Origin of the sequence: Actinomadura sp. 7K507 (genome assembly GCF_004348425.1) — a bacterium.
Taxonomy (GTDB): domain Bacteria; phylum Actinomycetota; class Actinomycetes; order Streptosporangiales; family Streptosporangiaceae; genus Spirillospora.
Genome location: NZ_SMKK01000146.1, coordinates 1 through 24,350, shown reverse-complemented (window position 1 = coordinate 24,350; position 24,350 = coordinate 1). Strand labels below are relative to the sequence as shown.

At 71.6% G+C, this 24,350-nt stretch carries 26 protein-coding genes and 3 tRNA genes; 8 read left to right on the top strand and 21 right to left on the bottom strand.

The window, feature by feature from the left end; translation table 11 throughout:
• Positions 1-709: alternative oxidase (locus E1285_RS28550; protein WP_207946872.1), on the top strand; the 709-nt coding region annotated here is incomplete at its 5' end.
• An 87-nt stretch (positions 710-796) separates the two neighbouring features.
• Positions 797-2,389 carry a CocE/NonD family hydrolase gene (locus E1285_RS28545; RefSeq protein ID WP_165966797.1) on the top strand — a complete coding sequence of 531 codons (1,593 nt, stop codon included), beginning with the start codon at positions 797-799 and terminating at the stop codon, positions 2,387-2,389.
• A gap of 9 nt (positions 2,390-2,398) precedes the next feature.
• On the opposite strand, the gene E1285_RS28540 is transcribed toward E1285_RS28545, so the two are convergent.
• From E1285_RS28540 to E1285_RS28505, 8 genes are read right to left on the bottom strand one after another with little or no spacing between them, the layout of a single operon-like run.
• Positions 2,399-3,778 (bottom strand): NADH-quinone oxidoreductase subunit N, encoded by a 1,380-nt coding sequence (locus E1285_RS28540; protein ID WP_132157461.1) that lies wholly within the window; start codon positions 3,776-3,778, stop codon positions 2,399-2,401.
• Complete coding sequence (locus E1285_RS28535; protein WP_132157459.1) at positions 3,778-5,265, bottom strand: NADH-quinone oxidoreductase subunit M; 1,488 nt, start codon at positions 5,263-5,265, stop codon at positions 3,778-3,780. Before E1285_RS28535 ends, E1285_RS28540 begins: the two co-directional genes overlap by 1 nt.
• Before the next feature lie 3 nt (positions 5,266-5,268).
• Positions 5,269-6,915: a proton-conducting transporter membrane subunit gene (locus E1285_RS28530; protein ID WP_243723108.1), complete on the bottom strand. Its 1,647-nt coding sequence runs from the start codon at positions 6,913-6,915 to the stop codon at positions 5,269-5,271.
• Positions 6,912-7,217 carry an NADH-quinone oxidoreductase subunit NuoK gene (gene nuoK, locus E1285_RS28525; RefSeq protein ID WP_132157457.1) on the bottom strand — a complete coding sequence of 102 codons (306 nt, stop codon included), beginning with the start codon at positions 7,215-7,217 and terminating at the stop codon, positions 6,912-6,914. Before nuoK ends, E1285_RS28530 begins: the two co-directional genes overlap by 4 nt.
• Positions 7,214-7,726: an NADH-quinone oxidoreductase subunit J gene (locus E1285_RS28520; RefSeq protein ID WP_132157455.1), complete on the bottom strand. Its 513-nt coding sequence runs from the start codon at positions 7,724-7,726 to the stop codon at positions 7,214-7,216. Before E1285_RS28520 ends, nuoK begins: the two co-directional genes overlap by 4 nt.
• Before the next feature lie 38 nt (positions 7,727-7,764).
• On the bottom strand, positions 7,765-8,631 hold the full coding sequence (locus E1285_RS28515; RefSeq protein WP_132157453.1) for an NADH-quinone oxidoreductase subunit H: 867 nt from the start codon (positions 8,629-8,631) through the stop codon (positions 7,765-7,767).
• Positions 8,624-9,529, bottom strand: a complete 906-nt coding sequence (locus tag E1285_RS28510; protein ID WP_132157451.1) for a pentapeptide repeat-containing protein — start codon at positions 9,527-9,529, stop codon at positions 8,624-8,626. The genes E1285_RS28515 and E1285_RS28510 overlap by 8 nt, the downstream gene beginning before the upstream one ends.
• Positions 9,520-9,864, bottom strand: a complete 345-nt coding sequence (locus E1285_RS28505) for an NADH-quinone oxidoreductase subunit A (RefSeq protein WP_132157449.1) — start codon at positions 9,862-9,864, stop codon at positions 9,520-9,522. The genes E1285_RS28510 and E1285_RS28505 overlap by 10 nt, the downstream gene beginning before the upstream one ends.
• A gap of 104 nt (positions 9,865-9,968) precedes the next feature.
• On the opposite strand from E1285_RS28505, the gene E1285_RS28500 reads away from it, so the two are divergent.
• Positions 9,969-10,784: a hypothetical protein gene (locus tag E1285_RS28500; protein ID WP_132157447.1), complete on the top strand. Its 816-nt coding sequence runs from the start codon at positions 9,969-9,971 to the stop codon at positions 10,782-10,784.
• 1 nt (position 10,785) lies between these two features.
• Here E1285_RS28500 and E1285_RS28495 read toward each other — a convergent pair whose 3' ends face one another.
• Positions 10,786-11,244, bottom strand: a complete 459-nt coding sequence (locus E1285_RS28495; protein ID WP_132157445.1) for an XRE family transcriptional regulator — start codon at positions 11,242-11,244, stop codon at positions 10,786-10,788.
• 213 nt (positions 11,245-11,457) lie between these two features.
• On the opposite strand from E1285_RS28495, the gene E1285_RS28490 reads away from it, so the two are divergent.
• Both E1285_RS28490 and E1285_RS28485 read left to right on the top strand, forming a co-directional pair.
• On the top strand, positions 11,458-12,018 hold the full coding sequence (locus E1285_RS28490; protein WP_132157443.1) for a winged helix-turn-helix domain-containing protein: 561 nt from the start codon (positions 11,458-11,460) through the stop codon (positions 12,016-12,018).
• A 115-nt stretch (positions 12,019-12,133) separates the two neighbouring features.
• The gene (locus tag E1285_RS28485; protein ID WP_132157441.1) at positions 12,134-14,188 is read left to right on the top strand and encodes an MMPL family transporter; all 2,055 of its coding nucleotides are present in this window, start codon (positions 12,134-12,136) and stop codon (positions 14,186-14,188) included.
• Between the two features lie 116 nt (positions 14,189-14,304).
• Here the strand turns inward: E1285_RS28485 and E1285_RS28480 are convergent, their stop codons facing one another.
• Both E1285_RS28480 and E1285_RS28475 read right to left on the bottom strand, forming a co-directional pair.
• Positions 14,305-14,793 (bottom strand): hypothetical protein, encoded by a 489-nt coding sequence (locus E1285_RS28480; protein ID WP_132157439.1) that lies wholly within the window; start codon positions 14,791-14,793, stop codon positions 14,305-14,307.
• 50 nt (positions 14,794-14,843) lie between these two features.
• Complete coding sequence (locus E1285_RS28475; protein ID WP_132157437.1) at positions 14,844-15,146, bottom strand: hypothetical protein; 303 nt, start codon at positions 15,144-15,146, stop codon at positions 14,844-14,846.
• Positions 15,147-15,318: 172 nt separating this feature from the next.
• Between E1285_RS28475 and E1285_RS28470 the strand changes: the two genes are divergently transcribed.
• Positions 15,319-15,711, top strand: a complete 393-nt coding sequence (locus tag E1285_RS28470) for a VOC family protein (RefSeq protein ID WP_132157435.1) — start codon at positions 15,319-15,321, stop codon at positions 15,709-15,711.
• Between the two features lie 4 nt (positions 15,712-15,715).
• On the opposite strand, the gene E1285_RS28465 is transcribed toward E1285_RS28470, so the two are convergent.
• The gene (locus E1285_RS28465) at positions 15,716-16,024 is read right to left on the bottom strand and encodes a hypothetical protein (protein ID WP_132157433.1); all 309 of its coding nucleotides are present in this window, start codon (positions 16,022-16,024) and stop codon (positions 15,716-15,718) included.
• Between the two features lie 86 nt (positions 16,025-16,110).
• On the opposite strand from E1285_RS28465, the gene E1285_RS28460 reads away from it, so the two are divergent.
• Entirely contained in the window at positions 16,111-17,337 is a 1,227-nt protein-coding gene (locus E1285_RS28460) for a hypothetical protein (RefSeq protein WP_165966796.1), read from the top strand.
• 33 nt (positions 17,338-17,370) lie between these two features.
• Here E1285_RS28460 and E1285_RS28455 read toward each other — a convergent pair whose 3' ends face one another.
• Entirely contained in the window at positions 17,371-18,396 is a 1,026-nt protein-coding gene (locus E1285_RS28455; protein WP_132157465.1) for an NAD(P)-dependent alcohol dehydrogenase, read from the bottom strand.
• 238 nt (positions 18,397-18,634) lie between these two features.
• Between E1285_RS28455 and E1285_RS28450 the strand changes: the two genes are divergently transcribed.
• Positions 18,635-19,438, top strand: coding sequence for an SAM-dependent methyltransferase (locus E1285_RS28450; RefSeq protein ID WP_132157431.1), 804 nt, complete (start codon positions 18,635-18,637; stop codon positions 19,436-19,438).
• A gap of 55 nt (positions 19,439-19,493) precedes the next feature.
• Here E1285_RS28450 and E1285_RS28445 read toward each other — a convergent pair.
• From E1285_RS28445 to E1285_RS28410, 8 genes are all read right to left on the bottom strand, one after another.
• Positions 19,494-19,566: transfer RNA gene (locus tag E1285_RS28445), tRNA-Glu, on the bottom strand.
• Positions 19,567-19,674: 108 nt separating this feature from the next.
• Positions 19,675-19,747, bottom strand: a tRNA-Glu gene (locus tag E1285_RS28440).
• A 25-nt stretch (positions 19,748-19,772) separates the two neighbouring features.
• Positions 19,773-19,844, bottom strand: a tRNA-Gln gene (locus E1285_RS28435).
• A 136-nt stretch (positions 19,845-19,980) separates the two neighbouring features.
• Positions 19,981-20,613, bottom strand: coding sequence for a DUF2461 domain-containing protein (locus tag E1285_RS28430; RefSeq protein WP_132157429.1), 633 nt, complete (start codon positions 20,611-20,613; stop codon positions 19,981-19,983).
• Positions 20,614-20,622: 9 nt separating this feature from the next.
• A complete protein-coding gene (locus E1285_RS28425; RefSeq protein ID WP_132157427.1) occupies positions 20,623-21,387 on the bottom strand; it encodes a fumarylacetoacetate hydrolase family protein in 765 nt (254 codons plus the stop codon).
• Positions 21,388-21,409: 22 nt separating this feature from the next.
• Positions 21,410-23,104: a cellulose binding domain-containing protein gene (locus E1285_RS28420; RefSeq protein ID WP_132157425.1), complete on the bottom strand. Its 1,695-nt coding sequence runs from the start codon at positions 23,102-23,104 to the stop codon at positions 21,410-21,412.
• Positions 23,105-23,200: 96 nt separating this feature from the next.
• Positions 23,201-23,578 (bottom strand): hypothetical protein, encoded by a 378-nt coding sequence (locus E1285_RS28415; protein ID WP_132157423.1) that lies wholly within the window; start codon positions 23,576-23,578, stop codon positions 23,201-23,203.
• Between the two features lie 196 nt (positions 23,579-23,774).
• Complete coding sequence (locus E1285_RS28410) at positions 23,775-24,182, bottom strand: DUF6292 family protein (RefSeq protein ID WP_132157421.1); 408 nt, start codon at positions 24,180-24,182, stop codon at positions 23,775-23,777.
• Between the last annotated feature and the right edge of the window lie 168 nt (positions 24,183-24,350).

The window sequence follows — 24,350 nt, the reverse complement described above, 5'->3', positions numbered from 1 at the left end:
GACCCTCACCCGCCCCGACGCCCCCGTCCACACCGGCCCGCCGAAGCTCTCCCCGATGGAGCTGCGCGCCGCCCAGATCGAGACCCTCGAAACCCCGCGGCTGACGTACGGGCTGCTGGCCCGGATGCTGTTCAAGCAGATGGACCTGGTCTACGGCCGCGACCGCACGCTGGTGAAGTTCACGATGCTGGAGTTCATCGCCCGCGTCCCCTACCAGGCGTGGGAGCGGATGGGCTACTTCTCGCTGTCGCGGCAGCGCCGCCGTTCCACGATCGCCAAGCGCGTCTACGAGCGGATCGTCGAGACCCGCGAGGAGCAGGACAACGAGCAGTGGCACCTGCTCATCCTCCAGGACATCGTCCAGCGGGACGGGACGAAGCAGTCGTTCGTCCTGCACCGCCTGGCGCCGTGGCTCGTGGCGTTCTTCTACTACCACGTGTCGTGGCTGCTGTTCCTGCTGCGGCCCGAGATGAGCTACCGGCTCAACGCCGACTTCGAGGACCACGCCGAGCACGAGTACATGTCCTACGTCGCCGAGCACCCCGAGCTGGACCACGTGCCGGCGCCCACGACGTACGCGGCGGAGTACGGCGAGTACGGCTCGGTCGCCGACCTGCTCCGCCAGATCGGGCACGACGAGCGCGTCCACAAGCTCGACAGCCTGGTCAACATGCGGGCGCCCCGCTTCCAGGAGCCGCGCCGAAGCTAGTCAGATAATTGACTGCCGGTGCGAAACTGCCTAGCGTCGGCCGCACCTGCCCTGGAGAGCCCGGCACCTGAAGAGCGAGGCCACCCCGTGACGAAGCTCGACCGTCCCGCCCTGCCGGCCGTCACCGTGCTGGACCAGCCGATCGAGACGCGCGACGGGACCGTCCTGCGCGCGGACGTGCACCGGCCGGGCGGTGACGGGCGGCACCGGGCGGTACTGGTCCGCAACCCCTACGGCGAGCCGCTGTTCCGCTCGCTGCCCGTGACGCCGTACCTGAAGGCGGGGATGGCCGTCGTGCTCCAGCACTGCCGGGGCCGCGGCTCCAGCGACGGGGAGTTCACCCCCTGGGCGGACGAGGGACGCGACGGCGCCGACACCGTGGAGTGGATCACCGCGCAGCCGTGGTCGAACGGCGAGGTCGTCGCCGCCGGAACGTCCTACCTGGCCGGATGCGCCCTCCAGCTCGCGTCCGAGCGGCCGGCCGCGCTGAAGGCCGTGGTCGCGACCATGACCCCGCACGACTTCTACGACGGGCTGAAGTACCACGGCGGCGCGTTCGCGCTCGGTTCCGCGTTCTTCTGGGCCGCCACCCAGGGCCTCCTCGGCGCCTTGCACGACATGGCGGCCGGTCTGGACGCCCGGGAACGCCTGGGCGCGCTGTTGCGGGTGCTGGACGACCCGGGCCCGGCCATGTCGGCCGTCCCGCTGCGGGACGCTCCCGGTGTCGCGGACGCGTTCCCCTTCTGGCGCGATTGGGTGGACCACCCGGAACGCGACTCCTACTGGACGGCGTTGGCCGAGACCCTGCGCCACGACCGGATCGACGTCCCCGTCCTGCACACCGCCGGGTGGTTCGACGTCTTCCTGCACGGAACCCTGGAGAACTACAAGCGCATCCCGGGCGGCCGTCTCATCATCGGGCCGTGGACCCACATGTCGCAGATGGCCGGCGTCGGCGAACTCGGCTTCGGCCACGCGGCGTCCGCGCAGTCCGCGTTGCTGGAGGCCACGCACCTGGAGTTCCTGAAGGGGAACACCGAGGGCCCGCAGGTCAGGTACTTCACGATGGGCGCCGACGCCTGGCGGGATGCCGGCTCCTGGCCGCCTCCCGGCGCGGTCGCCACCCGCTACCACCTGCACTCCGGCGGTTCGCTCTCCCCGGACGCGCCCGCCGGCGGCGCGGAGCCGTCACGGTTCACGCACGATCCGGACGATCCCGTCCCGACGCATGGCGGGCCGCTGCTCCTGCACGACCCCGTCAACGCCGGCCCCCGCGACCAGCGCGCCATCGAGGCGCGCCCCGACGTGCTCTGCTTCACCACGCCCGTCCTCGACCGCGACGTGGAGGTCACCGGCCCGGTCACGGTCGTCCTGCACGCGGCGACGTCCGCCTCCGGCGCCGACTGGACGGCCAAACTCGTCGACGTGTGGCCTGACGGCCGCGCGATGAACGTCCTGGACGGCATCGTCCGCTCCCCCGCGGACCGGACCCGCCACGAGATCGACCTGGTCGCCACCAGCCAGACGTTCAGGGCCGGGCACCGGATCAGGGTGCAGATCGCATCGTCGAACTTCCCGCGCTTCGACCGTCACCCGGCGATGGCCCGCGCCGGGCACACCGTCTTCCACGACGCCGCCCGCCCGTCCTGGATCACCCTCCCGATCATGCCGCCGGCCTGAGCCCGGCCGTCACGACGCGGCGAGGACGACGCCGCTGCCGACGCCGAGCGCCACCGAGAGCGCGGTGGCCGCGACCGCGGCGGCGGACGCGCCCCGCGCGAGGTGGAGCGGGCCGTCCGGCCGCCCGAACAGCGGGACGATCCACCGCAGGTAGTAGAAGACGCTCGCGACGCTGTTGACGGCTGCGACCACGGCGAGCCAGGCGTAGCCGCCGTCCAGGGCCGCGCCGAACATCAGGACCTTCCCGACGAACACGGCGGTCGGCGGCGTCCCGACGAAGCCGAGCAGGCAGATGACGAGCGAGAGGCCGACGAGCGGTGAGCCGCGCAGCAGGCCCGTGTAGCCGGCCAGGTCGTCGCGCCGGACGGCGAGGACGACGGCGAACGCGCCCACGTTCGTCACCGCGTAGGCGGCGACGTAGAACAGCAGCGCGGGCTGGGCCAGGTCGGTCCGGCCCGCCATCGCGACCGGGACCAGCAGGTAGCCGGCCTGGCTGACGGTCGAGTACGCCAGCAGCCGCCGGACGTTGTCCTGCCCGAACGCGGCGAGGTTGCCGAGCGTCATCGTGGCCGCGGCGACCACGGCGACGAGGGCGGGCCATCCGGCGGCGTCCGGGGGGAGCGCCTCGGCGCCGATCCGGTAGAGGGCCGCGAAGGCGCCGATCTTGGGGACGGTGGTGACGAACGCGGCCACGGCCGGTGGGGCGCCCTCGGTCACGTCCGGGACCCAGAAGTGCCCGGGAAGGGCGCCCGCCTTGAACAGCAGCCCGGCCAGCAGCGCGACGACGCCCGCCGCGACCGCCGCCTGCGGCGCGTCCGCCAGCCCGGGGCGGAGGGTCTCGTACGCGGTGCCGCGCCCGACCCCGGACAGGAGCGTGACGCCGCCGAGCATCAGGACGCCGAGCAGCGCTCCCATCAGGTAGTACTTCAGCGCGGCCTCGGTGCCGGGCGCGTCCTTGCCGAACCCGGCGAGCGCGTACGCGGGCAGGCTCGCCAGCAGGTACGCGGCGACCAGGACGAGCAGGTCGGACGACGCGCCGAGCGTCATCGCCCCGAGCGCCGAGAGCAGGATCAGCGCGTAGTGCTCGCTCTCGCGCGGATGGTCCCGCATCCGCCCGGCGGCGAGGGCGATGACGAGCAGCGTCGAGCCGAGGACGGCGATCCGGGTGACGTGCGTGACCGCGTCGACGCGGAAGGCGCCGAACGCCGTCAGGTCGGGCCGGGTCGCGGCGACTCCCGCGACGGCCAGCCCGGCGGCGAGCCCCGCCGCGCAGATCACCGCGACCCGCCACTGCCGCCGGCGGGGCAGGAACAGCCCGTTGACCAGGCCGAGCACGGCGGCGAGGAGGACGCACAGCTCGGGCGCGAGGTCGGCGGGGTTCTCGTTCATCACCGGCCCACCAGCGCGACGATCGCCGCCGACAGCGGATCGATCGTGTCGAGCAGGAAGCGCGGCGCGACGCCGATGAGCAGCGACAGCGCCAGCAGCGGGGCGAGCGCGGCCAGTTCGGGCCGCCGCACGTCCGTGACCCGCGGGGTCAGTTCACCGGGCGGGCCGGTCACCACCGTGTGCAGGACGCGCAGGAACAGCCCGGCGGTGATGAGGATGCCGAGGACGGCGAGCGCGCCGGCCACCGCCGTCGCGGTGGCGCCGGTCCCGATCGTCCCGGCGAAGATCTGGAACTCGGCGATGAACCCGGACAGTCCCGGCAGCCCGAGCGACGCGAAGGCCGCGACCGCGAGGAGGCCGGAGCAGACGGGCGCGGCGCGGGCGATGCCGCCGAACCGTCCGATGTCGTAGCTGCCCGCACGGTCGTGGAGGACCCCGCACAGCAGGAACAGCGCGCCGGTCACCAGGCCGTGGCTGACCATCTGCGTCACCGCGCCCGTCACCGCGAGCCGCCGCGCGTCCGCGTCGCCGGCCGCGTATCCGGCCGCGCCGAGCGCCAGGACGACGTACCCCATGTGGTTCACGGACGTGTAGGCGACGAGCCGCTTGACGTTGTCCTGGACGAGCGCGACGAGCGCCCCGTACAGGACGCCGACCAGCCCGACGATCAGGATCACGGCGGCGTAGCGGCGCCAGGCGTCCGGCAGCATCGGCATCGCGATCCGCACGAGCCCGTAGGTGCCCATCTTCAGCATGACCCCGGCCAGGATCGCCGATCCGGCGGCGGGCGCGTCGGTGTGCGCGGGCGGCAGCCAGGTGTGGAACGGGACGACCGGCGTCTTGATCCCGAGGCCGATCCCGATGGCGAGGAGCGTCAGGCCGGCCAGCCCCGGAGCACCGTCCAGCGGGGGCGTGCGGGTCAGCTCCACCATGTCGAAGGTGTGAGGGTCCGCGCCCAGGTAGAGGCCGATGAACCCCAGCAGGAGGACGAGCGACCCGAGGAACGTGTAGAGGAAGAACTTCAGCGCCGACGGTGCCCTGTCCCCGTGCCCCCACACGAGGATCACGAAGTACATGCCGACGATCGACAGGTCGAAGAAGACGAAGAACAGCAGCAAGTCGAGGGCCGCGAACAGCCCCAGGCACACCGTCTCCAGGAACAGGAACAGCGCGGCGAACGCCCGTGTCCTGTGGGTCTGCCGCAGCGAGTACACCGCGCACGCGGCGAACAGGACGGCGGTCAGGGCGAGGAGCGGCAGCGACAGGCCGTCCACGCCGACGTGGTAGCCGGCGCGTACGGACGGGATCCACCGCACGTTCGTCTCGAAGGAGACGCCGCCGCCCGTCCCGTGCGCGACCCACATCGCGATGACGAGGGCCAGCTCGGCGACGGCGACGCCGATCCACGTCCAGGGCACCGCGCGACGGGGGACGGCCGGCAGCACGAGCGCGGCGGCCAGCGGCATGAAGATCACGAATGTGAGCACGGATCACCCGGCCAGGACGGCGATGACGACGAGCACGGCGAGGACCACGGCCGCCTGGGCGTAGTAGGTGTGTAGCTGGCCGGTCTGCGGGCGGCGGGCCAGGGCCGCGAGGCCCCGGGCGGCGCGTCCGACCACGCCGACCAGGGCGTCCACGCGGAACTCGACGCGGCGTCCGGCCAGCCCGGCCGTCCACCGCCCGCCGCGCGCGACGCCTCGCACGGCGCCGTCGACGACCTGGTCGTCGAACCGCGCCAGCGCCCGCGCGACGGCGAGCACGGGACGGACCACCACGGCCGACGCCGCCCGTTCCAGGTACAGCCAGTCCGCCGCCCACGCGGGCTCGGGGACCCGCCGGGCCACGACGACAACGGCCACCGTCGCGACCGCCAGCCCCGCGGAAAGGGCGACCTCCCACGCGTGCGGCGCCGCCTCGCCCGGTACCCCGAGCATCCGCCGCCACGGGCCCGCCAGCGCGGGCAGGCCGACCACGCCGAGCACCGCCGCCGCCAGGGCCAGGACGGGCAACGGCAGCCGCTCGAGAACCGTCACGCGCACCGCGGACCCGTCGGCAGGGCGGCGGAACACCATGACCAGGGCCTTGGCCGCGTAGGCCGATGACAGCACCGACGCCGCGAAACCGGCCACGAGCAGTGCGGTCGAGCTTTCACCGGCGACGGCCAGGACCTCGTCCTTCGTCACCCACAGCGACAATGGCGGGACACCGGCCAGCGCGAGCGCTCCCACACCGAAGGCGGCGCCGACCAGGCGGTTCCGGCGTGCCGCCCCGCGCAGCTCGTCGAGCCGCTGGGTTCCGAGCGCGGCCAGCCATATGCCCGCGCAGAGGAACAGCAGGCTCTTCACGGCGGCGTGCGCGACCCAGTGCGCCGTCCCTCCCGCGATCGCCCCGGCTCCCGCCCCCAGCACCATGAAGCCGATCTGCGCGCAGGTGGACGCGGCGAGCAGCTGCTTGAGGTCGCGCTGCGCGAGCGCGACAGCGCCCAGCACCAGCGCGGTCAGCGCTCCCGCCCAGCAGACGAGCGTGGCGGCCCATCCGGTCGCGGCCAGCAGCGGATGGAGACGCAGCAGCAGGTAGGCGCCGGCGGCGACCATCGTCGCCGAGTGCAGCAAGGCCGACACCGGGCTCGGTCCCGCCATGGCCCGCGACAGCCAGAACGAGAACGGAAGCTGCGCCGATTTGCCGAGCGCGGAGACCACGATCCCGGCGGCGATCAGGTCGCGCCACGGGGCGTCCGCCCCGGCGAGCTCGTCGAGCCGGAGCGAGTGCGCTCCCGCGACCGCGAAACCCGCCGCCGCGTAGAGGCCCATGTCCGCGGCCCGGGTGGTGAGGAACGCGACGTCCGCCGACCGCACCCGTTCGGCGTCCGGCCACGCGTAGCCGATGAGCGCGTACGACATCGCGCCCATGACCTCCCAGCCCATGAGCAGCAGCATCAGGTCCGTCGCGGTGACCGTGACCAGCATCGCCGCCGCGAACAGCAGGATCAGGACGTGGAAGCGGACACCGTATCCCTGGCCCGCCGCGTAGACGAGCACCGCGACCAGGACGACGGCCACGGTCACGGCGAGGACGGCGGACAGCCCGTCCATCGCCAGCCCGCCCGGCCACCCCGCAAGCAGCTCGATCCTCACCCCTTCAGATCACCTGCCTCGTCGGTGAGGTCCACGTCCCGTGCCCTGAAGAGCGCGGTGACGACCGCGAACCCCAGCGCCATCTCCAGCGCCATCACCGTGATGGCGACGAGCACGAGGACCTGCCCGTCGGTGGAGCCCGGCGACACCCAGTACCAGAACCCGGCCGCGGCGACGATGATCCCGTTGACCATGAGTTCGATGCCCATCATCAGCATCACGATCGACTGCTGCGACAGCGCGCCGAACAGCCCCACGGAGAAAAGCGCGGCGGCGAGGAGCAGGAACGTCTCGAGCGTCACGACGCACCGTCCCGGTCGTAGCGCCCCCGGTGCGTGGCCAGCACCACGGTCGCGATCATGGTGGCCAGGATCGCGATGCCGATCACCATCATGACCAGCATCTTCGGTCCCATGATCGACTCACCGAGCGCGAACGCCGGGTCGCCGGGCGGGCGCCCGGCCCGCCCCGGCCACGGGATCGCGAAGATCCCCGCGGCCATGACCGCGAACGCGGCCCCGGAGATGGCCAACGCTCCGCGCTTGTTGTGCAGCATCGTCATCGGCATCAGCCCGGCCGGGTTCATCATGTACATGACCATGAAGACGGCCATCACCAGCATCTCCATGATCATCATGAGGATCACCAGCGTGCCGAGGTAGTACAGGCCGATCAGCAGCAGCTCCGCCCCGACGCACAGGAACGAGGCGAGCAGCGCGAACGTGGCCCGCGCCATCGAGTCGACGACGAACACCGCGATGCCGGACCCCACGGCGGCGACGGCGAGCACCCAGAACGCGACGTCCTCCACGTCTCATCTCCTCACCCGGGACAGACGACTCACACGGATCACACGACCACGAGACCGACGACGAGCATCTGCAGCAGCGTGGCCGGGATCAGCACCGTCCACGCCGCCGTCATGAAACGGTCCATGCGCAGCACGGGCAGCCGGTGCCGCGTCCACACCAGCAGGGCGAGCACCGCGGCGGTCTTCACCAGCGACCACGCCCACCCCGGCAGCAGCGGCCCCGACCCGCCGCCCAGGAACAGCGGGACGGCGACGGCCGCCGACACCGCGAGCAGCCCGTACCGTCCCGCCAGGAAGACGAGCCGGTCGGGCCCCGCCAGCTCCAGCGCCGCGCCCCCGGCCAGATCGCCGCCCACCGGGTGCCCGAACGGGCCCCAGAACGTCATCGCGAGCGCGGACACCAGGTAGGCGGCGAACGCGACCGGCATCCAGACCGCGAACCACAGCCCGTCCTGCGCCTCGCCGATCACCCGCAGGTCCAGGGAGTGCGCGGCCAGCGCCGCCGTGATGAGCGCGAACATGTGCGGCAGCTCGTACGCGAGGCCCTGCGCGAGGAACCGGTATCCGCCGACCAGCGCGAACGCGGAGTTCACGCCCCAGCCGGCCAGCCACACCGACGCCCAGGCCACGACCTCCATCGCGTTGAACCAGACGACACCGACCGGCGTCTCCACCGCCGCGTTCCCACCGATCGGCACGACCAGGGCCGCCAGCGCCGCCGCGACCGGCAGCGAGATCACTCCGATCCTGGTCAGCAGCCTGTCGGCCCGAACGGTCACGCGGCGCTGCATGGTCAGCAGCCGCGCCGCCTCGCGGAACGGCTCCGCGGGACGGCGCCCGGCGAGCACCGCGTTCAGCGACGCCGCCGCCACCGCCAGCACCCCGAGGACGAGGACCTCAGCCATCGGGGGCCGTCCCGAGATCGGGGTCGAGGCTCGCCACGACCAGCCGCGCCTCGGCCAGCTCGGCCCCTTCGAGCAGCGACGGCAGCACCGCCAGCGACGCGTCCCAGGGCGTCCGCGGCCGTGTCGCCTCCCCGTCGAGGGCGGACCCGATCTCCCGCAACCACCCGCCGAGCCGGTCCCGCACATCGCCGGGCGCCATCCAGCGAAGGAGCCGCGACCGCCCGACCCTCCGCGCGAACTGGGCGAACCTCCTCGCGAGCACATCGTCCGGGACTCCGCCCAGCGCCTCGTCCCTCAGCACGGCCGCGCGCTCGCCCGCCGCGTCCCAGCCCGCCACGCGCAGCAGCCGGGAGACGCTGTCGAGCCCGGACGCCGCCCGCTGCCCCTCGTCCCAGGACGGGCCGTCCGCGGTGTCGACGGCGGTGACCTCCGCGGCCTGGACGACGTCGCCCTGCACCGTCAGGTCGACCCGTAGCCCCGCGGGCCAGTCCGCCAGCACGGGTCCCAGCGGCACGTGGAGGACGTCCAGCCGCAGCCCGTCCCGGTCGTCGGCCCGGTCCGCCATGCCGACGCCGTCCAGGTCCAGGGCGGGCCGCGAGCCGCCGGCGCCCCCCTGCAGCTTTGCCCCGTCCAGATCTGCCCCGTCCAGATCTGCCCCGTCCAGATCCGCGGGGGCCCGCACGCGCGGCTCCGGCATGTCCCGCCACACGGTCTGGATGGCGTCCGACAGCGCCGCCCCCGGGTTCCCGCAGACGACGAGCATCCCCGTCTCCGCAGGCGACAGCGCGGGACGCCACCCGCGCGAACGGAGTTCCGCCTCCACGGCGACGCGCTCGCGCGTCCCGTCCGCCGCGGCGACGACGAACGGGCGCGGGGCCGCGAACGCCCTCAGGCCCACCGCAGCGCGCCTTCCCGCCACGCGTACAGGACACCGACCAGGATCAACGCCAGGAAGAGGAACATCTCCACGACGGCCTTCACGCCCACGGACGCGACGACGAGCGCCCACGGATACATGAACACCATCTCCATGTCGAAGGCGAGGAAGACCATCGACACCGCGTACCAGCGCACGTGGTACCGCGACAGCGCATGCTCGGCGGGGCGCGCCCCGCCGAGGAACGGCCCGGCCTCGAAACTCCTGGGCGCCATCACGAACGAGACCGCGTAGACGGCCGCGATGAGCGCCGCCACCAGCCCGACCACCGAAAGGACGACGGCGTACGGCGGCACAGCCCCTCCCGGTATACCGGCGATACGGTCGATCGATGTCTACCTGATCAACACCTGGGGAAACCTCATCCGCCGATACGATCGCGAATGGGAACATTAGGGACGTGGCCCATCTCTCCCCCGCCGGAATCCTGCGCAGCACCATCACGACGTTCGTCAACCTGCTGGTCGGTGTCGCGCTGGTAGCGGTCTCCGCCGTCCTCCTCGCGATGCTGGCACCGGACGGCCGTCTCGACGTCGACGCCTACAAGGCCGCGACACCCTGCGCGGCCGCTCCGGCCGCGGACGTCGCCGGAACGGCCGCGTCCGCCGAATGCCTGTGGACGCAGGAGTTCACCGTGTCCGCCATCAGCATGAAGCAGACGAGGAGCGAGTCGATGAGCGCGGTGCTGACGGGCCCGGACGGCGACCGGTGGCGGACGCGCTACTCCTCCGCCGGCCCCGTCCTGGACGGGCTCGATGAGGGCGACCGGGTCACCGGCACCGTCTGGCGCGGCCGGTTGACCGAGATCGCGGCCGGAGGCGACTCCCAGAGAACGCACGCCTACCCGGCCGACATGCGCACACGGGCCCTCATCGGCGCACTGGTCATGATGCCCAGCGGGCTCCTCATGACGGCCTTGTGCACGTGGCGGCTGAGCCGCCGCCGCTCCACGCCCGAGGCGACGCCCGGCATGGTCGCCACCCTGGGCCTCGCCTACGCGTTCTTCTGCGCCGGGCTCCTGTCCCCGGTCGCGGTCGCCGGCATGGAGGAGGAGAAGGCCTGGCCGGTGGCGGCCGTCTGGCTCCCCATGGCCGCCCTCCTCACGGCAGGGGCCCGCTACTACGTCAAGCGGAAGCGCGTCTCGGCCGATGGCGACGGACTCACGGGCGGACCGCCGGCGGAAGGGCCGGCGCATGCGTCCGGTGCACCGAGGTGACCTAGGCGCTTTGCCCGCCGTTCCGCTGCCGGTCGGCGGCCGCGGCGCCGAGGATCATCTCGTCCACGACCCACCGCGCCTCCGGCGACAGGTCAACGAGGGCGCGCAGCACCTCGGGCCTGATGACACCGTGCTCTACGTCGCGGCGCAGCGCCTGGAGCGTGAGGTCCTCGCCGATGGGGCCGGACTCGCTGGGGAAGCCGAAGAACCCGATCGGCACGCCGAAGAACGTGGCGAGCGCGGTGAGCGTCTTGAGCTGCGGGTTCTCCTGGCGTCCCGTGCGCAGCTTCCACACGGTGGTGGACGAGATGTCCTCGCCGGTGGAGCGGGCGATGGCGGCGGCCGTCTCCACGTTGTTGCGCGGCGGCTCCGCGTCGGCCGGCCACAGGTTCCGGATCAACCACTCGACCTTCTCGGCCAGCGTCGCCCCCGGTGACACCTCGTGCGTGTGATCGCGCATCGTTCCCCTCCCGCCGACCTCAGTGACTTTAGTTGACCGCAGCGATGTCCGGCGGTCAATGACACACGACTTCTCCGCATGTCGCGGGAGGGCGCGTCCTGGACCGCAGAGCCGGCCGCCGGCTCCTCCTCAGGTCGCAGGCCCCTCCTCCGCTGCGGTGAAGTTTGCCAAGAACCGTTGCAAAGAGTCTTTGTAACTTCTAGCGTCTCGGGCATGAAGGAACAGCCGGCACCCCAGCCGGTCACCGATCCGCGGCAGGTGCGGCTGCTCGCCCACCCGCTCCGGCGGCGCATCGCCGAGATCATGCGGCGCGGTCCCGTCTCGTCCACGACCCTCGCCCGCGAGCTGGGGCAGAGCACCGGCTCGACGAGCTACCACCTGCGGCAGCTCGCCAAGCACGGGTTCGTGGAGGAGGCGCCGGAGCTGGCGCGCGGCCGTGAACGCTGGTGGCGGGCGGTCCCCGCCGACCGGCGCTTCCCCGTGTACAGCGAGCAGTCACCCGAGATGCGCGATGCCGTGGAGGACATGACCCGCATGGAACTCGCGAACGAACTGGAGGCGCTCACCCGCTTCCAGGAGGCACGCGACGAGATGGGCCCGTGGGCCGACGCCCTGCTCTTCTCGTTCTCCACGATCACGCTCGCGCCGGAGCAGGTGCGCCCCTTCTTCGAGGAGTACATCGCGCTCCTCTACCGCTACAAACGCGACGACGACGAACCGCCATCGGACGCGCGCACCTTCCACGCCAGGTTCCTGGCGTTCCCGGAGGTCTAGAGCCCGGACCGCCGAGTTGCCGCTCGGCGGCCCGGACGGGCGGAAGCCCCGCATCACCACGCCGCAAGGCGTGTTCGCACGCAACACGGAACCCCCACCGAAAGGAGAGCATCACATGCTGCTCTCAAGCAAACCACCGGCCCGCCTGCTGAAATGGGCCGTCCTCCTCGGCTGGGTCGTGATCACGATCATGGCCGTCCCGGCCGCGAGCCGCCTGCCGGACGTCGTCGAGGCCAGATCGTCCGCCGAACTCCCCCGCGGCGCGCAGTCCACCCAGGTGGAGGAGCTGACGCCCCGCTTCCCGGACGGCGAGCTGGCACCGGGCGTCGTCGCCTACGTCCGGCCGTCCGGCATCACCGGCGCGGACCGCGCGAAGGCCGAGGCCGACCGCCGCGCCGTCGCCCCCATCGCCGCCGGGACGGTCGAGCCGCCGCAGCCGTCCCGCGACGGCGAGGCGCTCATGCTGAGCGTCCCGCTGCCGGACGACGACACCCTCGCGGACAGGGCCGCGCAACTCCGCGACACCTCCCAGGCGGGCGCACCACCCGGCCTGGAGGTCCGCCTGACCGGCCCCGCCGGCGCCGCGCTCGACGTCGGTGACGCCTTCGAGGACATCGAGACGCCGGTCTTCGTCATCACGGTCCTCATCGTCACGGCCGTCCTGCTGCTCACCTACCGCAGCCCGGTCCTGTGGCTGCTGCCGATCGTGAACGCGGCGATCGCCCTCCAGGTCTCGGGCGCCGTCGTCCACCTCCTCGGGAAGCACGCCGGCCTCTACGTCGCGGACGGCATGTCCACCATCCTGAACGCGCTGGTCTTCGGCATCTCGACCGACTACGCGCTGCTCCTCCTCGCCCGCTACCGGGAAGAGCTGCGCCGCCACCCCGACCGCCACCGCGCGATGGCGGTCGCCCTCCGCCGCGCCGCCGCGCCGATCATCGCGTCCGCCGCGACGGTGTCGCTCGGCCTGCTGTGCCTGCTCGCCGCCGACATGGGCTTCAACTACGCGCTCGGCCCGATCGGCGCCATCGGCATCCTCGGCGGCCTGGTCGTCGTCATGTCGCTGCTGCCCGCCCTGCTCGTCGTCTTCGGACGCTGGATCTTCTGGCCGCGCATCCCCCGCCACGGCGACGCCCCGCCCGCCCGCGGCGCGTGGGACCGCGTCGGCCACCGCATCGCCGCACGTCCCCGGCTTGTCTGGATCGGCGGCCTGGCCGTCCTCGGCGCCCTCTCGGCCGCCGCCCTGGGCATCAACACGGGCCTGGACCGCGCCGACTTCCTCACCACCACGCCCAGCTCCACCATCGGGGAACGCCTCCTCGCCGAGCACTATCCGGGCGGCCAGGGACGCCCCCTCCAGGTCATCACCGACCGGCCGGACGCGGCCCCCGTGACCGCCGCCCTCCAGAACGCCCCCGGCGTGGCCGGCGTGGGAGACCCCCTGCCCTCCACCGACGGACGCCTGGCGAAACTCGACGTCGTCCTCACCGACCCACCCGACAGCGAAGCGGCGAAGGACACGGTCCGGAACCTCCGCGAGACCGTCCCGGACGCCGCCTTCGGCGCGAGCACGGCCAGCGAGATCGACCTCGCCGACGCGCAGTCCCATGACAGGGCCGTGGTGATCCCGCTCGTCCTCGGAGTCGTCCTCCTCATCCTGATGGCGCTCCTCCGCGCCCTGGTCGCCCCGCTCCTGGTGATCGCCACGGTCGTCGTGTCCTACTTCGCCGCGCTGGGCGCGTCCTGGCTGCTGTTCCGGTACGTGTTCGGCTTCCCCGCCCTCGACACCCAGGTCGCTCTCATGGGCTTCCTGTTCATGGTGGCGCTCGGCGTGGACTACAACCTGTTCCTCGTGTCCCGCATCCGCGAAGAGGTGGCACACGGCGACCACCGCGCCGGCGTCCTGCGCGGCCTGGCCGTCACCGGCGGCGTCATCTCCAGCGCCGGCCTGGTCCTGGCCGCGACCTTCGGTGCCCTCGGCGTCATGCCGGTCACGATGATGGTGCAGATCGGCGTCCTGGTGTCCCTCGGCGTCCTCCTGGACACCTTCTTCGTCCGCTCCGTCATCGTCCCCGCCCTGGCCCTGGACACCGGCCGCCACTTCTGGTGGCCCGCCCACCGCCGCAAGACCCCGCCCATGACCAGGCCCAAGGAAGTCGCACATCACTGACACGCGGAAGGCCCGAAGACCGCCTTCCGCCGAACCCGCCAGATGACCCGGGCGTCCGCCGGCATGGGCGGACGCCCGGCACGGGCATTGGCCGCAGGCGACCAATTGATCACCGATCAGATCGGAATCTGCGTCTCCAGGGCGGTCACTCCCAGGTCGCGCCGCATGGCGTTGCGGAGTTCGTGCAGGCGATCGCTGAAAAAGTGGAACTCGGATTGGTAGTCGGCGGCGGTGTGGTCCTCGCCTCCGCGAATGCGGTCGCGTAGCCCGCGCAGCGCCGTCGTGGTTTCGCCCGCGGCGCGTATGACCTGTTCCGACGCGACGAGCACCAGATGTTCCTGTGCCTGGTTCACGCCGGCTTCACGGAACGCGGCCCTGGCCGCGAGGTCGCGGGTCGTCTCGGGAGGAAAATCTCCCAGTGACACCGCTCGCATGGTCTGGTTCGCCTCATGCAGCGCGTTCAGGTAACCGACGTAGACCTCCCGCCGGAGGGTGAGCCAATGACCGCCCTGTTCCCGCCGCCAGCGGATCCGGTCGCCGACGAGCGCCGATCCCAAGCCGATGACGGCACCGAGCACAGCGGACACCACGGGAATCCACGACATGAAGCGAATGCTAAAGGGCGCCACTCGGATGAACCATGCTGTGGGTGAGGTCAGTCGCCGTGCCGGGAAAAGATCGCGGTGTACGTGATCTGGTGTTCCGCCAAGAGTCCGTAGACGTCGGCTTCGGGTCCCGTAGGGAGCAGGTCCAGGATGTCGTCACCGGTCCGGCCGCCCAGCGCGGTCAGAAGGCGGGCCACGTCGGCGGCCGCGATCCGGTGTGCCCATTCGTACTCCGTGATCGCGGGTCCATAGAAGTCGCTGACACCCTTGCCGATGTCATGCCCTTCGAGCGTGACGTTCCCCGCGTCGTCGCGGACCGCCTTCAGATGCCGGACGCCGTTCTCGTCAGACACGGACCGCAGGGTGACGCTCCGGGGAGCAAGCTCGCTCATGCCCGAAGTGTCCCGCATCGCCAACGCCGTTCGACCTTGGCCGGGCCGCCGCCCGCCGCACTTGCTCTGGCGGCCGCTGTCGCCGAACGACATCCGCACTCGCAGCGAGCGCGTGGCGAACTAACCTGGCGAAGTGCGGCTGGACCTGATCACCATCGTGGTGGACGACTACGACCGAGCCATCGCGTTCTTCACCGAGGTCCTCGGGTTTCACCTTGTGGAGGACTCGCCGTCGCTCACCAACGACGGCCGCCCGAAACGATGGGTCGTCGTCCGGCCGCCGGGCGCGGAGACGGGCATCCTTCTGGCGCGTGCGGACGGTGAGCGTCAGACCGCCGTCGTCGGGAACCAGGCCGCGGGCCGCGTCGGGTTCTTCCTGTGGGTGGAGGACTTCGATGCCGCCTACAGGCGCATGACGGCCGCCGGAGCCGACTTCGTCACCGCGCCGCGCACGGAGCCCTACGGACGGGTCGCCGTCTTCCTCGACATCGCCGGCAACCGGTGGGACCTGCTCGGCCCCTCCTGAGCGGTCAGGCGGGCAGCCACCTGACGCCGGTGCCGTAGGCGTGCCACTCGTCGTTGCGGCGGCGGGCGGAGAACAGCCGCTGCGAGCCCGCCGAGTAGATCGCGACACCGAGGACGGCGTCGCACCCGCGCTCGAGTGCGCCGCGCTGCAGGTTCCGAAGCGCGAGCGCCTCGTTGTCCGCCGAGCCGCCCCACACGAGGCCCATCTCCTCGTACGGGCGCCGGCTCGTACACAGCGTGGAGAGCGTCACCCGGTCGACCCAGGCGTCCTCCTGCCCCTGGGCTTGCTGCCGCCGTTTCTCTCGGAACGCCATGTGCAGAGGATGCCAGTTCGGATTCCTGGACAGTTGTCTGATCTACTGTCTATATTGCGATGGCGATCCATCATGGGAGGGTCCTGATGCCCAGCCGCTACGAAGGTCTGAGCCGTGAGCAGCTCGTCACACTGGTCCCGGAGCTGTTGCTCATCGGTCACCTGATCGACCGGGCGGGGATGCCGTTCTGCCTGGAGGCATGGGGCCAGGACCAGATGACGCAGATCGCCATCGAGGAGTGGGCGGGCGCCAGCCCCATCTACACGCGGCGGATGCAGAAGGCCCTCAAGTTCGAGGGCGACGACGTGCCCACGATCTTCAAGGGCATGCAGCTGGACATCGGCGCACCGCCGCAGTTCATGGACTTCCGCTACGGCGTGACGGACCCGCGCCACGGGACGTTCCACCTCGACTACTGCGGGGCGCTGATGGACGTCGAGCCGATGGGCCCGTCCATGGTCAAGAACATGTGCCATGACATCGAGGACCCCACGTTCGACGCCACCGCCGTGGCCACCAACCCCAAGGCGCGGGTGCGGCCGATCCACCGGCCGCCCCGTGTCCCGGCCGACCGGCAGCCGCACTGTGCCTGGACGGTGGAGATCGACCCGGACTCCCCCGATGTCGAGCCGATCCCCGCCCTCGCGGTCAACGCGCGTTCGCACGCCGCCGCGCTCGCCCTCGACGACATCGACCCCGCCCAGGACGGGCTGAGCGACTACAGCGGCCCGCTCGTGGACGACTTCGATTTCGCGTCCTTCTCGCACTCGGCGCTGGTCCGCATGGCCGACGAGGTCGTCCTGCAGCAGCATCTGCTGAACCTCTCCTTCCAGCTGGCCGTGCGGGAACGCGCCGCGGGCGACGATCGGCTCTTCCGGCGGGTCGCGCTGCGGCAGCTCATCGGGCACGCCGGTGTGGCCGCCGAGCGCCTGCACCGGGCGCTGGGCTTGTCCGACTCCCCGCAGGACGCGGCCCGGGTCATCGAGCTGCATCCGCTGATGAACCCGATGCCGTACGTCCGCCTCGGCCGGGACGGAGAATCGGTCACGGTGTCGCGGTCGCCGGCGCACGAGGACGGCGGCTGGCTGCCGCTGTGCACCCCGGACTCCCCCGATGCCCTGCAGGCGATCGTCCGTGCGGTGAATCCCTGTCTGGACGTCGAGACGAGCGGCACCGCGACCGATTGGACGGCACGGGTCGTCCTGACCGACACCGCCGCCCCGGAGACCGGGGAAGTCGCGGTCACGAAGATCAGCAAGGGTGCCGCCTTCCGGTTCGAACCGCGCAGGTCCCTGCCTATCTTCGTGAAGTGACCCGGCGGCCTCCCGTTTCGTGCGGCGGCCGGGTCAGGGCACGAGGATGGCGCGGCCGCGGACGCGGCCGGCGTCCAGGGCGTCGATGGCGGACTGGAAGTCGTCCAGGCCGTACTTCTCGGTGTGCAGGGTGACCGCGCCGCGGGCCGCGAGGGCCATCAGGTCGCACAGGTCGTTGTAGGACCCGACCAGGTTGCCGATGATGTTGATCTCGGCGGAGATGATGTCGATCGTGGGAACGTCGATGTTCTCGCCGTATCCGACCACGTGGTAGTCGCCCGCCTCACGCAACATGCGCACGCCCTCGGCGGTCGTGCCGCCCTCGCCGACGAAGTCGACGACGACCTCGGCGCCGGCGCCGCCGGTGAGGTCGAGCACCTTCCCGATGTGGTCGCCGTCCGCGACGATCCCGTGGTGGGCGCCGATCGAGGACGCCAGCTCGACGGCGTCCGGGTCGCGGTCCACCACGATCAGCTCGGCCGCGGTGAGCGCCCTGAGCACCTGGACGCCGATGTGCCCGAGCCCGCCGGACCCGATGATCACGCAGCGGTCGCGCGGCGTCAGCCGCCGTGCCGCCTTCGCCGCAGCGTGATAGGCGGTGAGCCCGGCGTCCGCGTAGGCCGCCACGTCGGCGGGTTCGAGGGACGCGTCGAGCTTCACCACGCTGCGCGCGGACGTCTTGAGGTAGTCGGCGTATCCACCGTCGCTGTCGATCCCCGGGAACCGGCTGTTCTCGCAGTGGACGTCGTCCCCGGACCGGCAGGCGCGGCACAGCCCGCACGTGACCAGCGGATGGACGATCACCTTGTCGCCCTCGGCGACGTTCGTGACCGCGGACCCGGTCCCGTGCACCCATCCGGCGTTCTCGTGCCCGATCGTGTACGGCAACGCGACTCCGGACTTCGCCTCCCACTGGCCTTCGAGGATGTGCAGGTCGGTCCGGCACACCCCGGCGCCACCGATCTTCACGACCACGTCGAACGGGCCCGTGGGCTCGGGTGCGGGAACCTCCGCCATCCGCAGGTTCTCGTGGTATCCGACGACCTGGACGGCTCGCATCGGACTCATCAGAAGCGCTCCTCGAAGTAGACCGCGTACACCGGACCGGCGGGGGGCGTGTCCTGCCGCTTGCCGGGGCATACCCGTGTCCGCGGCCACTGACCATCACCGCGCCCGATGCTCCCGGCCGTACCGGCGGGGACCATGAATTCGTGGCCTGTTCGGGCCGTTCCGGTTCCGCCGGGAGCGGTGCACGACCCAAGATGGGGGTCTTGATCCATTTCGTGAGGGAGCCCCGATGGCGGACGACGCTGCAATGGACCGGATCGACAGGAGCGTCCCCCATTCGGCGCGGATCTGGAATTACTGGCTGGGCGGCAAGGACAACTATCCGGTCGACCGCGCCGCCGGCGACCAGTACCGGGAGACGTTCCCGGGCGTGGTCGACGTCGCCCGCGCGTCCCGGCTGTTCCTCACCCGGTCCGTCCGGTATCTGGCCGCCGAGAGGGGCATGCGCCAGTTCCTCGACGTGGGGACGGGTCTCCCGACCGTCGACAACACCCACGAGGTCGCCCAGCGCGTCGCCCCGGACGCCCGCATCGTCTACGTCGACAACGACCCGCTGGTGCTCGTGCACGCGCGGGCCCTGCTCACCAGCACACCGGACGGCACCACTGACTACGTCGAAGCCGACCTCCATGCCCCTGGCCGTATCCTGGACGCCGCGGCGAAGACCCTCGACCTCGACAGTCCGGTCGCGCTCATCCTGAGCGGGATCATGGGCCACGTTCCGGACGGCGACGAGGCCCGCTCGATCGTCCGGGCGCTCATGGACCCGTTGCCGTCCGGCAGTCACCTCTCCCTCAACGACGGCACGAGCGTGATCGCCGGCGATGCCGTGGAGGACGCCCAGAACGACTACAACGAGGGCGGTTCGGTGCCTTACCGGCTGCGCTCCCCGGAGGAGATCGGCCGGTTCTTCGAGGACCTGGTGCTGGTCGAGCCCGGCCTGGTCTCCTGCCCGCACTGGCGCCCGGAGTCGACCGCCCTCGACGAGCCCGCCGCCGTCGACGCCTTCGGGGCCGTGGGACGCAAGCCCTGACGGCCACCGCCCCAAACAGAAAGCCGCAGATCCGATGATCTGCGGCTGGTCGCTGTACCCCCGAGCGGATTCGAACCGCCGTTACCGCCTTGAGAGGGCGGCGTCCTAGGCCACTAGACGACGGGGGCCGGAGCGTGCACCCGGGCGATCTCCCGCTCGGGCCTGACCAACCCTACCGGACACCGCCCACCATCTCGAACGGTTTTCGGCCTGGATAACGCTGGCCAGATGTGGTGTACCCCCGAGCGGATTCGAACCGCCGTTACCGCCTTGAGAGGGCGGCGTCCTAGGCCACTAGACGACGGGGGCGCGTGTCCACGGAAAATGGACGCAGCTGGGGTACCAGGACTCGAACCTAGACTAAGTGAACCAGAATCACTCGTGCTGCCGATTACACCATACCCCAGTGAGGTACGGGCTTCCGTGCCGTTTCCGGCCGGTCGCTCGCGCCTCGATGAGAATACAGGACCTTGGGACTGCGGCCAAAACGATTGGCGCGGGAGGTCAGGCGGGGCTTGAGTTTCGGGGTCCGACGCGTTCGGCTAACCGGCGTCGGGCGGCCCCAGGTGGTGCCGTCCCCAGCCGACCAGTGGACGCAGGCGTCGCCACGCCTCGCGGACCCGCGTCACGACCTCGGGCGTCAGCATCCACGGATCGGCGGGCCACCCCTTGTGGGCGTAGAGGGAGCGGTGCCGCAGGAGTTCCAGGCGCGGGTGGTCCGGGGGCGTGCCGCGGGGACGGGTCTTGAGCCGGTCTCCGGCGATCTCCATACCGGTGGAGCGCAGATCGTCCACGATCGCCTGGAGTTCCTTGCCGGACGTCTCCGAGCCGGCGGCGTCCCGGTAGCGGCGGAGCTGCTCGGGGGTCGGTGCGTACATGCCGCCCGCGGCCATCAGGCCGTCCGCGTCGAGCTGGAGGTAGAAGCCCTCGCTCGTATGGCCGCCCTGGTGCGTCTTGTAGGGCGTCTTGTCCTTGCTGAACCGAAGGTCGCGAAACGGGCGGAAAAGCTTCACCGCGCCGAACTCCTCCTCCAGTTCGGCGCACAGCTCGGTCATCGGTTCGCGCACATGGCGTTCGTACGTCTCCTTGTGGGCCGTCCAGTAGGACTTGCTGTTGTCGGCCTGCAAGCCCTCGTAGAACTCGAACGCCTCGTCGGTGAAGCCGCCGAACGCCATGGCTCCCCCTCAGTCGCGGGCGATGACCCGGTTGGTCAGGCTGCCGATGTTCTCGATGGTGACCGTCACCTCGTCGCCGATCTCCAGCGGGCCGACGCCGGCGGGGGTGCCGGTGAGGATGACGTCACCGGGCAGCAGCGTCATGACCTGGCTGACGTACTCCACGAGGGCCGGGACGCCGTGCAGCAGATGGGACGTGCGGGCGTCCTGCCTGACCTCCCCGTTGACGGTGGTGGAGATCGCCAGGTCGGCGGGCGCGACCTCGGTCTCGATCCACGGGCCGAGGGGGCAGAACGTGTCGAACCCCTTGGCGCGCGTCCACTGCCCGTCCTTGGCCTGCAGGTCCCGGGCCGTGACGTCGTTGGCGCAGGTGTAACCCAGGATCACGTCGGTGGCGCGCGACGCCGGGACCTCGCGGCACATCCGGCCGATGACGACGGCCAGCTCACCTTCGTAGTCGACCCGCTCCGACAGCTTCTGCGGGTAGGTGACCGCCTCCCCGGGGCCGATCACGGCGGTGGACGGCTTCGAGAACAGCATCGGCTCGTCCGGCGGCTCGCCTCCCATCTCCTCCGCGTGGGCGGCGTAGTTCTTGCCGATCGCGATGACCTTGCTCGGGAGGATCGGCGCGAGCAACCGGACGTCAGCGAGCGGGAAACGCTGTCCGGTGAACGTCAGATCACCGAACGGGTGGGCCGCGATGGCGGCGACGGTGTCCTCCTCCACCACACCGAAGGACATGCCGTCGTCGGTGGAGAACCTGGCGATACGCATGGTCGAGAGCCTAGTACGCCGTTCAGAAGCCGCACGCCTTGCCGTTGAGCTCGCACCCCTTCGGGGCCGTCGTGGGGCCCGAAGCGCCGAACTGGACGTCCCACGTGGCGCCGGGCGGGATCGCGGGAGCGCCGTCCAGGTTCGTGAGCTCCGCCTTCTCGCCGCCCTTGACGAGCTTGGCGCCCCAGACGTTCTTCACCTCCGCGCCCGGGGTGCCGAACGTCAGCCTCCACGCCTTCAGGGGCTTGCCGGTGCGGTTGGTGATGATCATGCGGCCTTCGAAGTACCCCTCGTCCTGCTGGACGAGCTGGTAGGTGATGCCGTCGCCCTGCTTCACCGGCCCGATCGGCGCGGTGGGCACGGGCGGTGAGGCGGGCTGCTGCTGACCCGGGGGCTGACCCGACGGGACACCGGACGGCGCACCGGACGGCGGCGCGGCGGGCGCCCCGCTCGCCGGGGGCCCGCCCGGCGCGGTCGGAGCCGGACCGCCGCCCTCCGCGGGCGCCGGGGCGGACGCCGCGGGCGACTGGCTCGTCGCCGTCGGCTCCTCCTCCCCCGACCCGCCGACGAGGAAGAGGACCACGACCCCGGTGGCGGCGAGGAGCACGACCGCGGCGGCCAGCGCGGCCAGCATGAGCGGACGCTTTGAGCTGGACGTACCGGGCGTGCCGGACGGTCCGGAAGGCCCGGTCGGCGGGACTCCGCCGGACGGTGAGGCGGCAGGCGGCATCGCCGGCGCGGGCGCCTCGTGCGGCGGTGCCTGCGGGACGGGCGGCGGTGCCTGCGGGGCGGCGGGCGGCGCCTGCATCGCGTAGGCGAAGGCCGGTCCCGCCCCGCCGGGGCCGGTCGATTCACTCTCGGCGGAGAACTGCTCCGTCCACGGCCCCTCCCCGGAGGTGGACGCGGGGACGTGCTGATCGCCGGTCGCAGCCTCGGGCGGGGGCGGCGCACCGAAATGCGCGGCGGCCGCGGGCGCGGGGACGTGCTGGTCCGCCGCCGGCTCCTCCTCGGGCACGGGTGCGGTGACCGCCGGCGGGGTGATGTGCTGGTCGCCGGCCTCCCCCCGATCGCCCGGCGCCTGCTCGTGCATCGCCATGGCCGCCTCGGGCGCCGTGTCCTGCTCCGGAGCGGCGGCCTGCTCGGGCGCGGTGGCCTGCTCGGGCGCGGTGGCCTGCTCTGGTGCCGTGTCCTGCTCGGGGACGGGCGCCTGACCGTACACCGGCGGGGGCATCTCGAACTCGATCGCCTCCGGCGGCGCGGAGCGGGTGAACGGAACCGGGATGTCCGACGCGGTGACCGAGGCCTCCGGCCGTCCGGCCGGGAAGTCGGTGACCGTGGACGGAGCGCCGGCGACGGGCGACGCCGTGTCGGTGAGCGTGGCCGGCGGCTCGGTGACGGTCATGGGAGCCTCATCGTCCGCGTCGTCGAGCGGCGGGTCCCCGAAGGTCACGTCCCAGTCGTCTTCGACGTCGTCCTCCAGCGGAGGATCATCCTCTGGATCGTCCACCGGGGCGGTGCCGAACGTCACGTCCGTGTCGTCCTCCGGGACGTCCTGAAGCGTCGCTCCGGAGTCGAAGAGTTCGTCGACGGGTTCGTCGACGAAGGTCGCCTCGGGTCCCGCCATGGCGGTTTCGGGCCCCGCGGCCTTGCCGGGAGCGCGGAACTCGGCGGTCGTCTTGTGGTCCGGGGGAACGTACCCGGGCTCCTCGCCGCTCAACTCGTCACCCTCCACACTTTCGTCGATCTCACTGAAGTCCGACGACGGGCGCGGCGGTTCGGTTCACGCCGAACGGGGTGGGTTGCCGCAAAGCGGTCAGCCGGCGGGGGTCGGCTCCAGGCCGCGGCGGGCCGCCTGGCGCAGCTGCCGGTTGAGCATGTCGGTGATGAGCTCGATGGCGTCCGGTGTGGTCGCGTCCTGCGCGCCGCTGAGCCAGCGGGTGGCCTCGGCCAGCAGGTCCTCGGCCGAGGCCGCGTCGGCGGCGGCGCCCGCGTCCGCCATCCGCCCCAGCACGGCGCCGAGCCGCAGCGCAGCGGCGGCGCGGCCGGATTCGGCGGCGCGCCGGTACCAGTCCGCGGCCTGCTTCAGGTCGTCTTCGCGCTCGTACATCTCGCCCAGGCCGAAGGCCACGTCCGCCCAGGACCCGTCCGCAGGACGCCCAAGGTCCTCGGGACTCCAGGGGCGGACAGGCATGCGATCACTCCGGTGGGTCGGTTCACTGAGAAACGGCACACGGGAAGCCCACGCGTACCGTGCGCACCTATGGTGGACGCTCCCACCGGAATCCGCCACCGCTTTCGCCAGGTTTGGCGAATTTCCTGCGCAGCCACACCGATACCGACGGAAAGAAGCCTGTTCGTCCGAACGACCGACCTTCGAACGACCGGTATCAGTCGATCGTGTAGCGGGCGAGCCGGTCTTCGAGCCCGTCGTGTCCGGCGGTGAAGGGACGTGTCCGGGCCGGGGGCCGTTCGGCGGCGTCACCCTCAAGGAGGGCCGGGACGGCGAGCGGGTCGGGCAGCACGCCTTCTCCGAGCCGCACCGGGTCGGACAGGACCGTCCGGACTCCGGGCTCACCGGAGACGAAGTCGCCGAGGACGAACCCCTCGGACTCGTTCCAGACCAGGGCTTGGAGGCCGAGGACGAAGGTCGCGTCACGGGGATGGCAGGGATCGAGCCATATCTTCGAGAGCGGCACCCCGCGCGCCTGAAGCTCGTCGCCGACACGGGTGATGTATCCGCGGGTGGCTTCGACGAAGGGGTCCGGGTGAGGCAGGGGGCGGATGCGGCCGGTCACTGGATCATCCCTCTCTCTTTCGTCTCCTAGAAGTATGAGGGAAAAGATCCGTTATGTCCCGTTTCTGGACGGAGAAATCTACCTGAAGGCAGCACAAACAACCCCGATCACCACATTCCTCCCTCCTGTACCTCTGGTTTCGGATATGAGAGGCGGTCGGTGCCGCGG

Bases quoted from the DNA above. Each gene is read 5' to 3' on its own strand.
- E1285_RS28515 (WP_132157453.1), bottom strand. From the start codon at position 8,631: ATGGCTGAGGTCCTCGTCCTCGGGGTGCTGGCGGTGGCGGCGGCGTCG.
- E1285_RS28455 (WP_132157465.1), bottom strand. From the start codon at position 18,396: ATGCGAGCCGTCCAGGTCGTCGGATACCACGAGAACCTGCGGATGGCG.
- E1285_RS28450 (WP_132157431.1), top strand. From the start codon at position 18,635: ATGGCGGACGACGCTGCAATGGACCGGATCGACAGGAGCGTCCCCCAT.
- E1285_RS28495 (WP_132157445.1), bottom strand. From the start codon at position 11,244: ATGCGCGATCACACGCACGAGGTGTCACCGGGGGCGACGCTGGCCGAG.
- E1285_RS28480 (WP_132157439.1), bottom strand. From the start codon at position 14,793: ATGTCGTGGATTCCCGTGGTGTCCGCTGTGCTCGGTGCCGTCATCGGC.
- E1285_RS28465 (WP_132157433.1), bottom strand. From the start codon at position 16,024: ATGGCGTTCCGAGAGAAACGGCGGCAGCAAGCCCAGGGGCAGGAGGAC.
- E1285_RS28430 (WP_132157429.1), bottom strand. From the start codon at position 20,613: ATGGCGTTCGGCGGCTTCACCGACGAGGCGTTCGAGTTCTACGAGGGC.
- E1285_RS28485 (WP_132157441.1), top strand. From the start codon at position 12,134: ATGCTGCTCTCAAGCAAACCACCGGCCCGCCTGCTGAAATGGGCCGTC.
- E1285_RS28490 (WP_132157443.1), top strand. From the start codon at position 11,458: ATGAAGGAACAGCCGGCACCCCAGCCGGTCACCGATCCGCGGCAGGTG.
- E1285_RS28460 (WP_165966796.1), top strand. From the start codon at position 16,111: ATGCCCAGCCGCTACGAAGGTCTGAGCCGTGAGCAGCTCGTCACACTG.
- E1285_RS28540 (WP_132157461.1), bottom strand. From the start codon at position 3,778: ATGAACGAGAACCCCGCCGACCTCGCGCCCGAGCTGTGCGTCCTCCTC.
- E1285_RS28415 (WP_132157423.1), bottom strand. From the start codon at position 23,578: ATGCCTGTCCGCCCCTGGAGTCCCGAGGACCTTGGGCGTCCTGCGGAC.
- E1285_RS28425 (WP_132157427.1), bottom strand. From the start codon at position 21,387: ATGCGTATCGCCAGGTTCTCCACCGACGACGGCATGTCCTTCGGTGTG.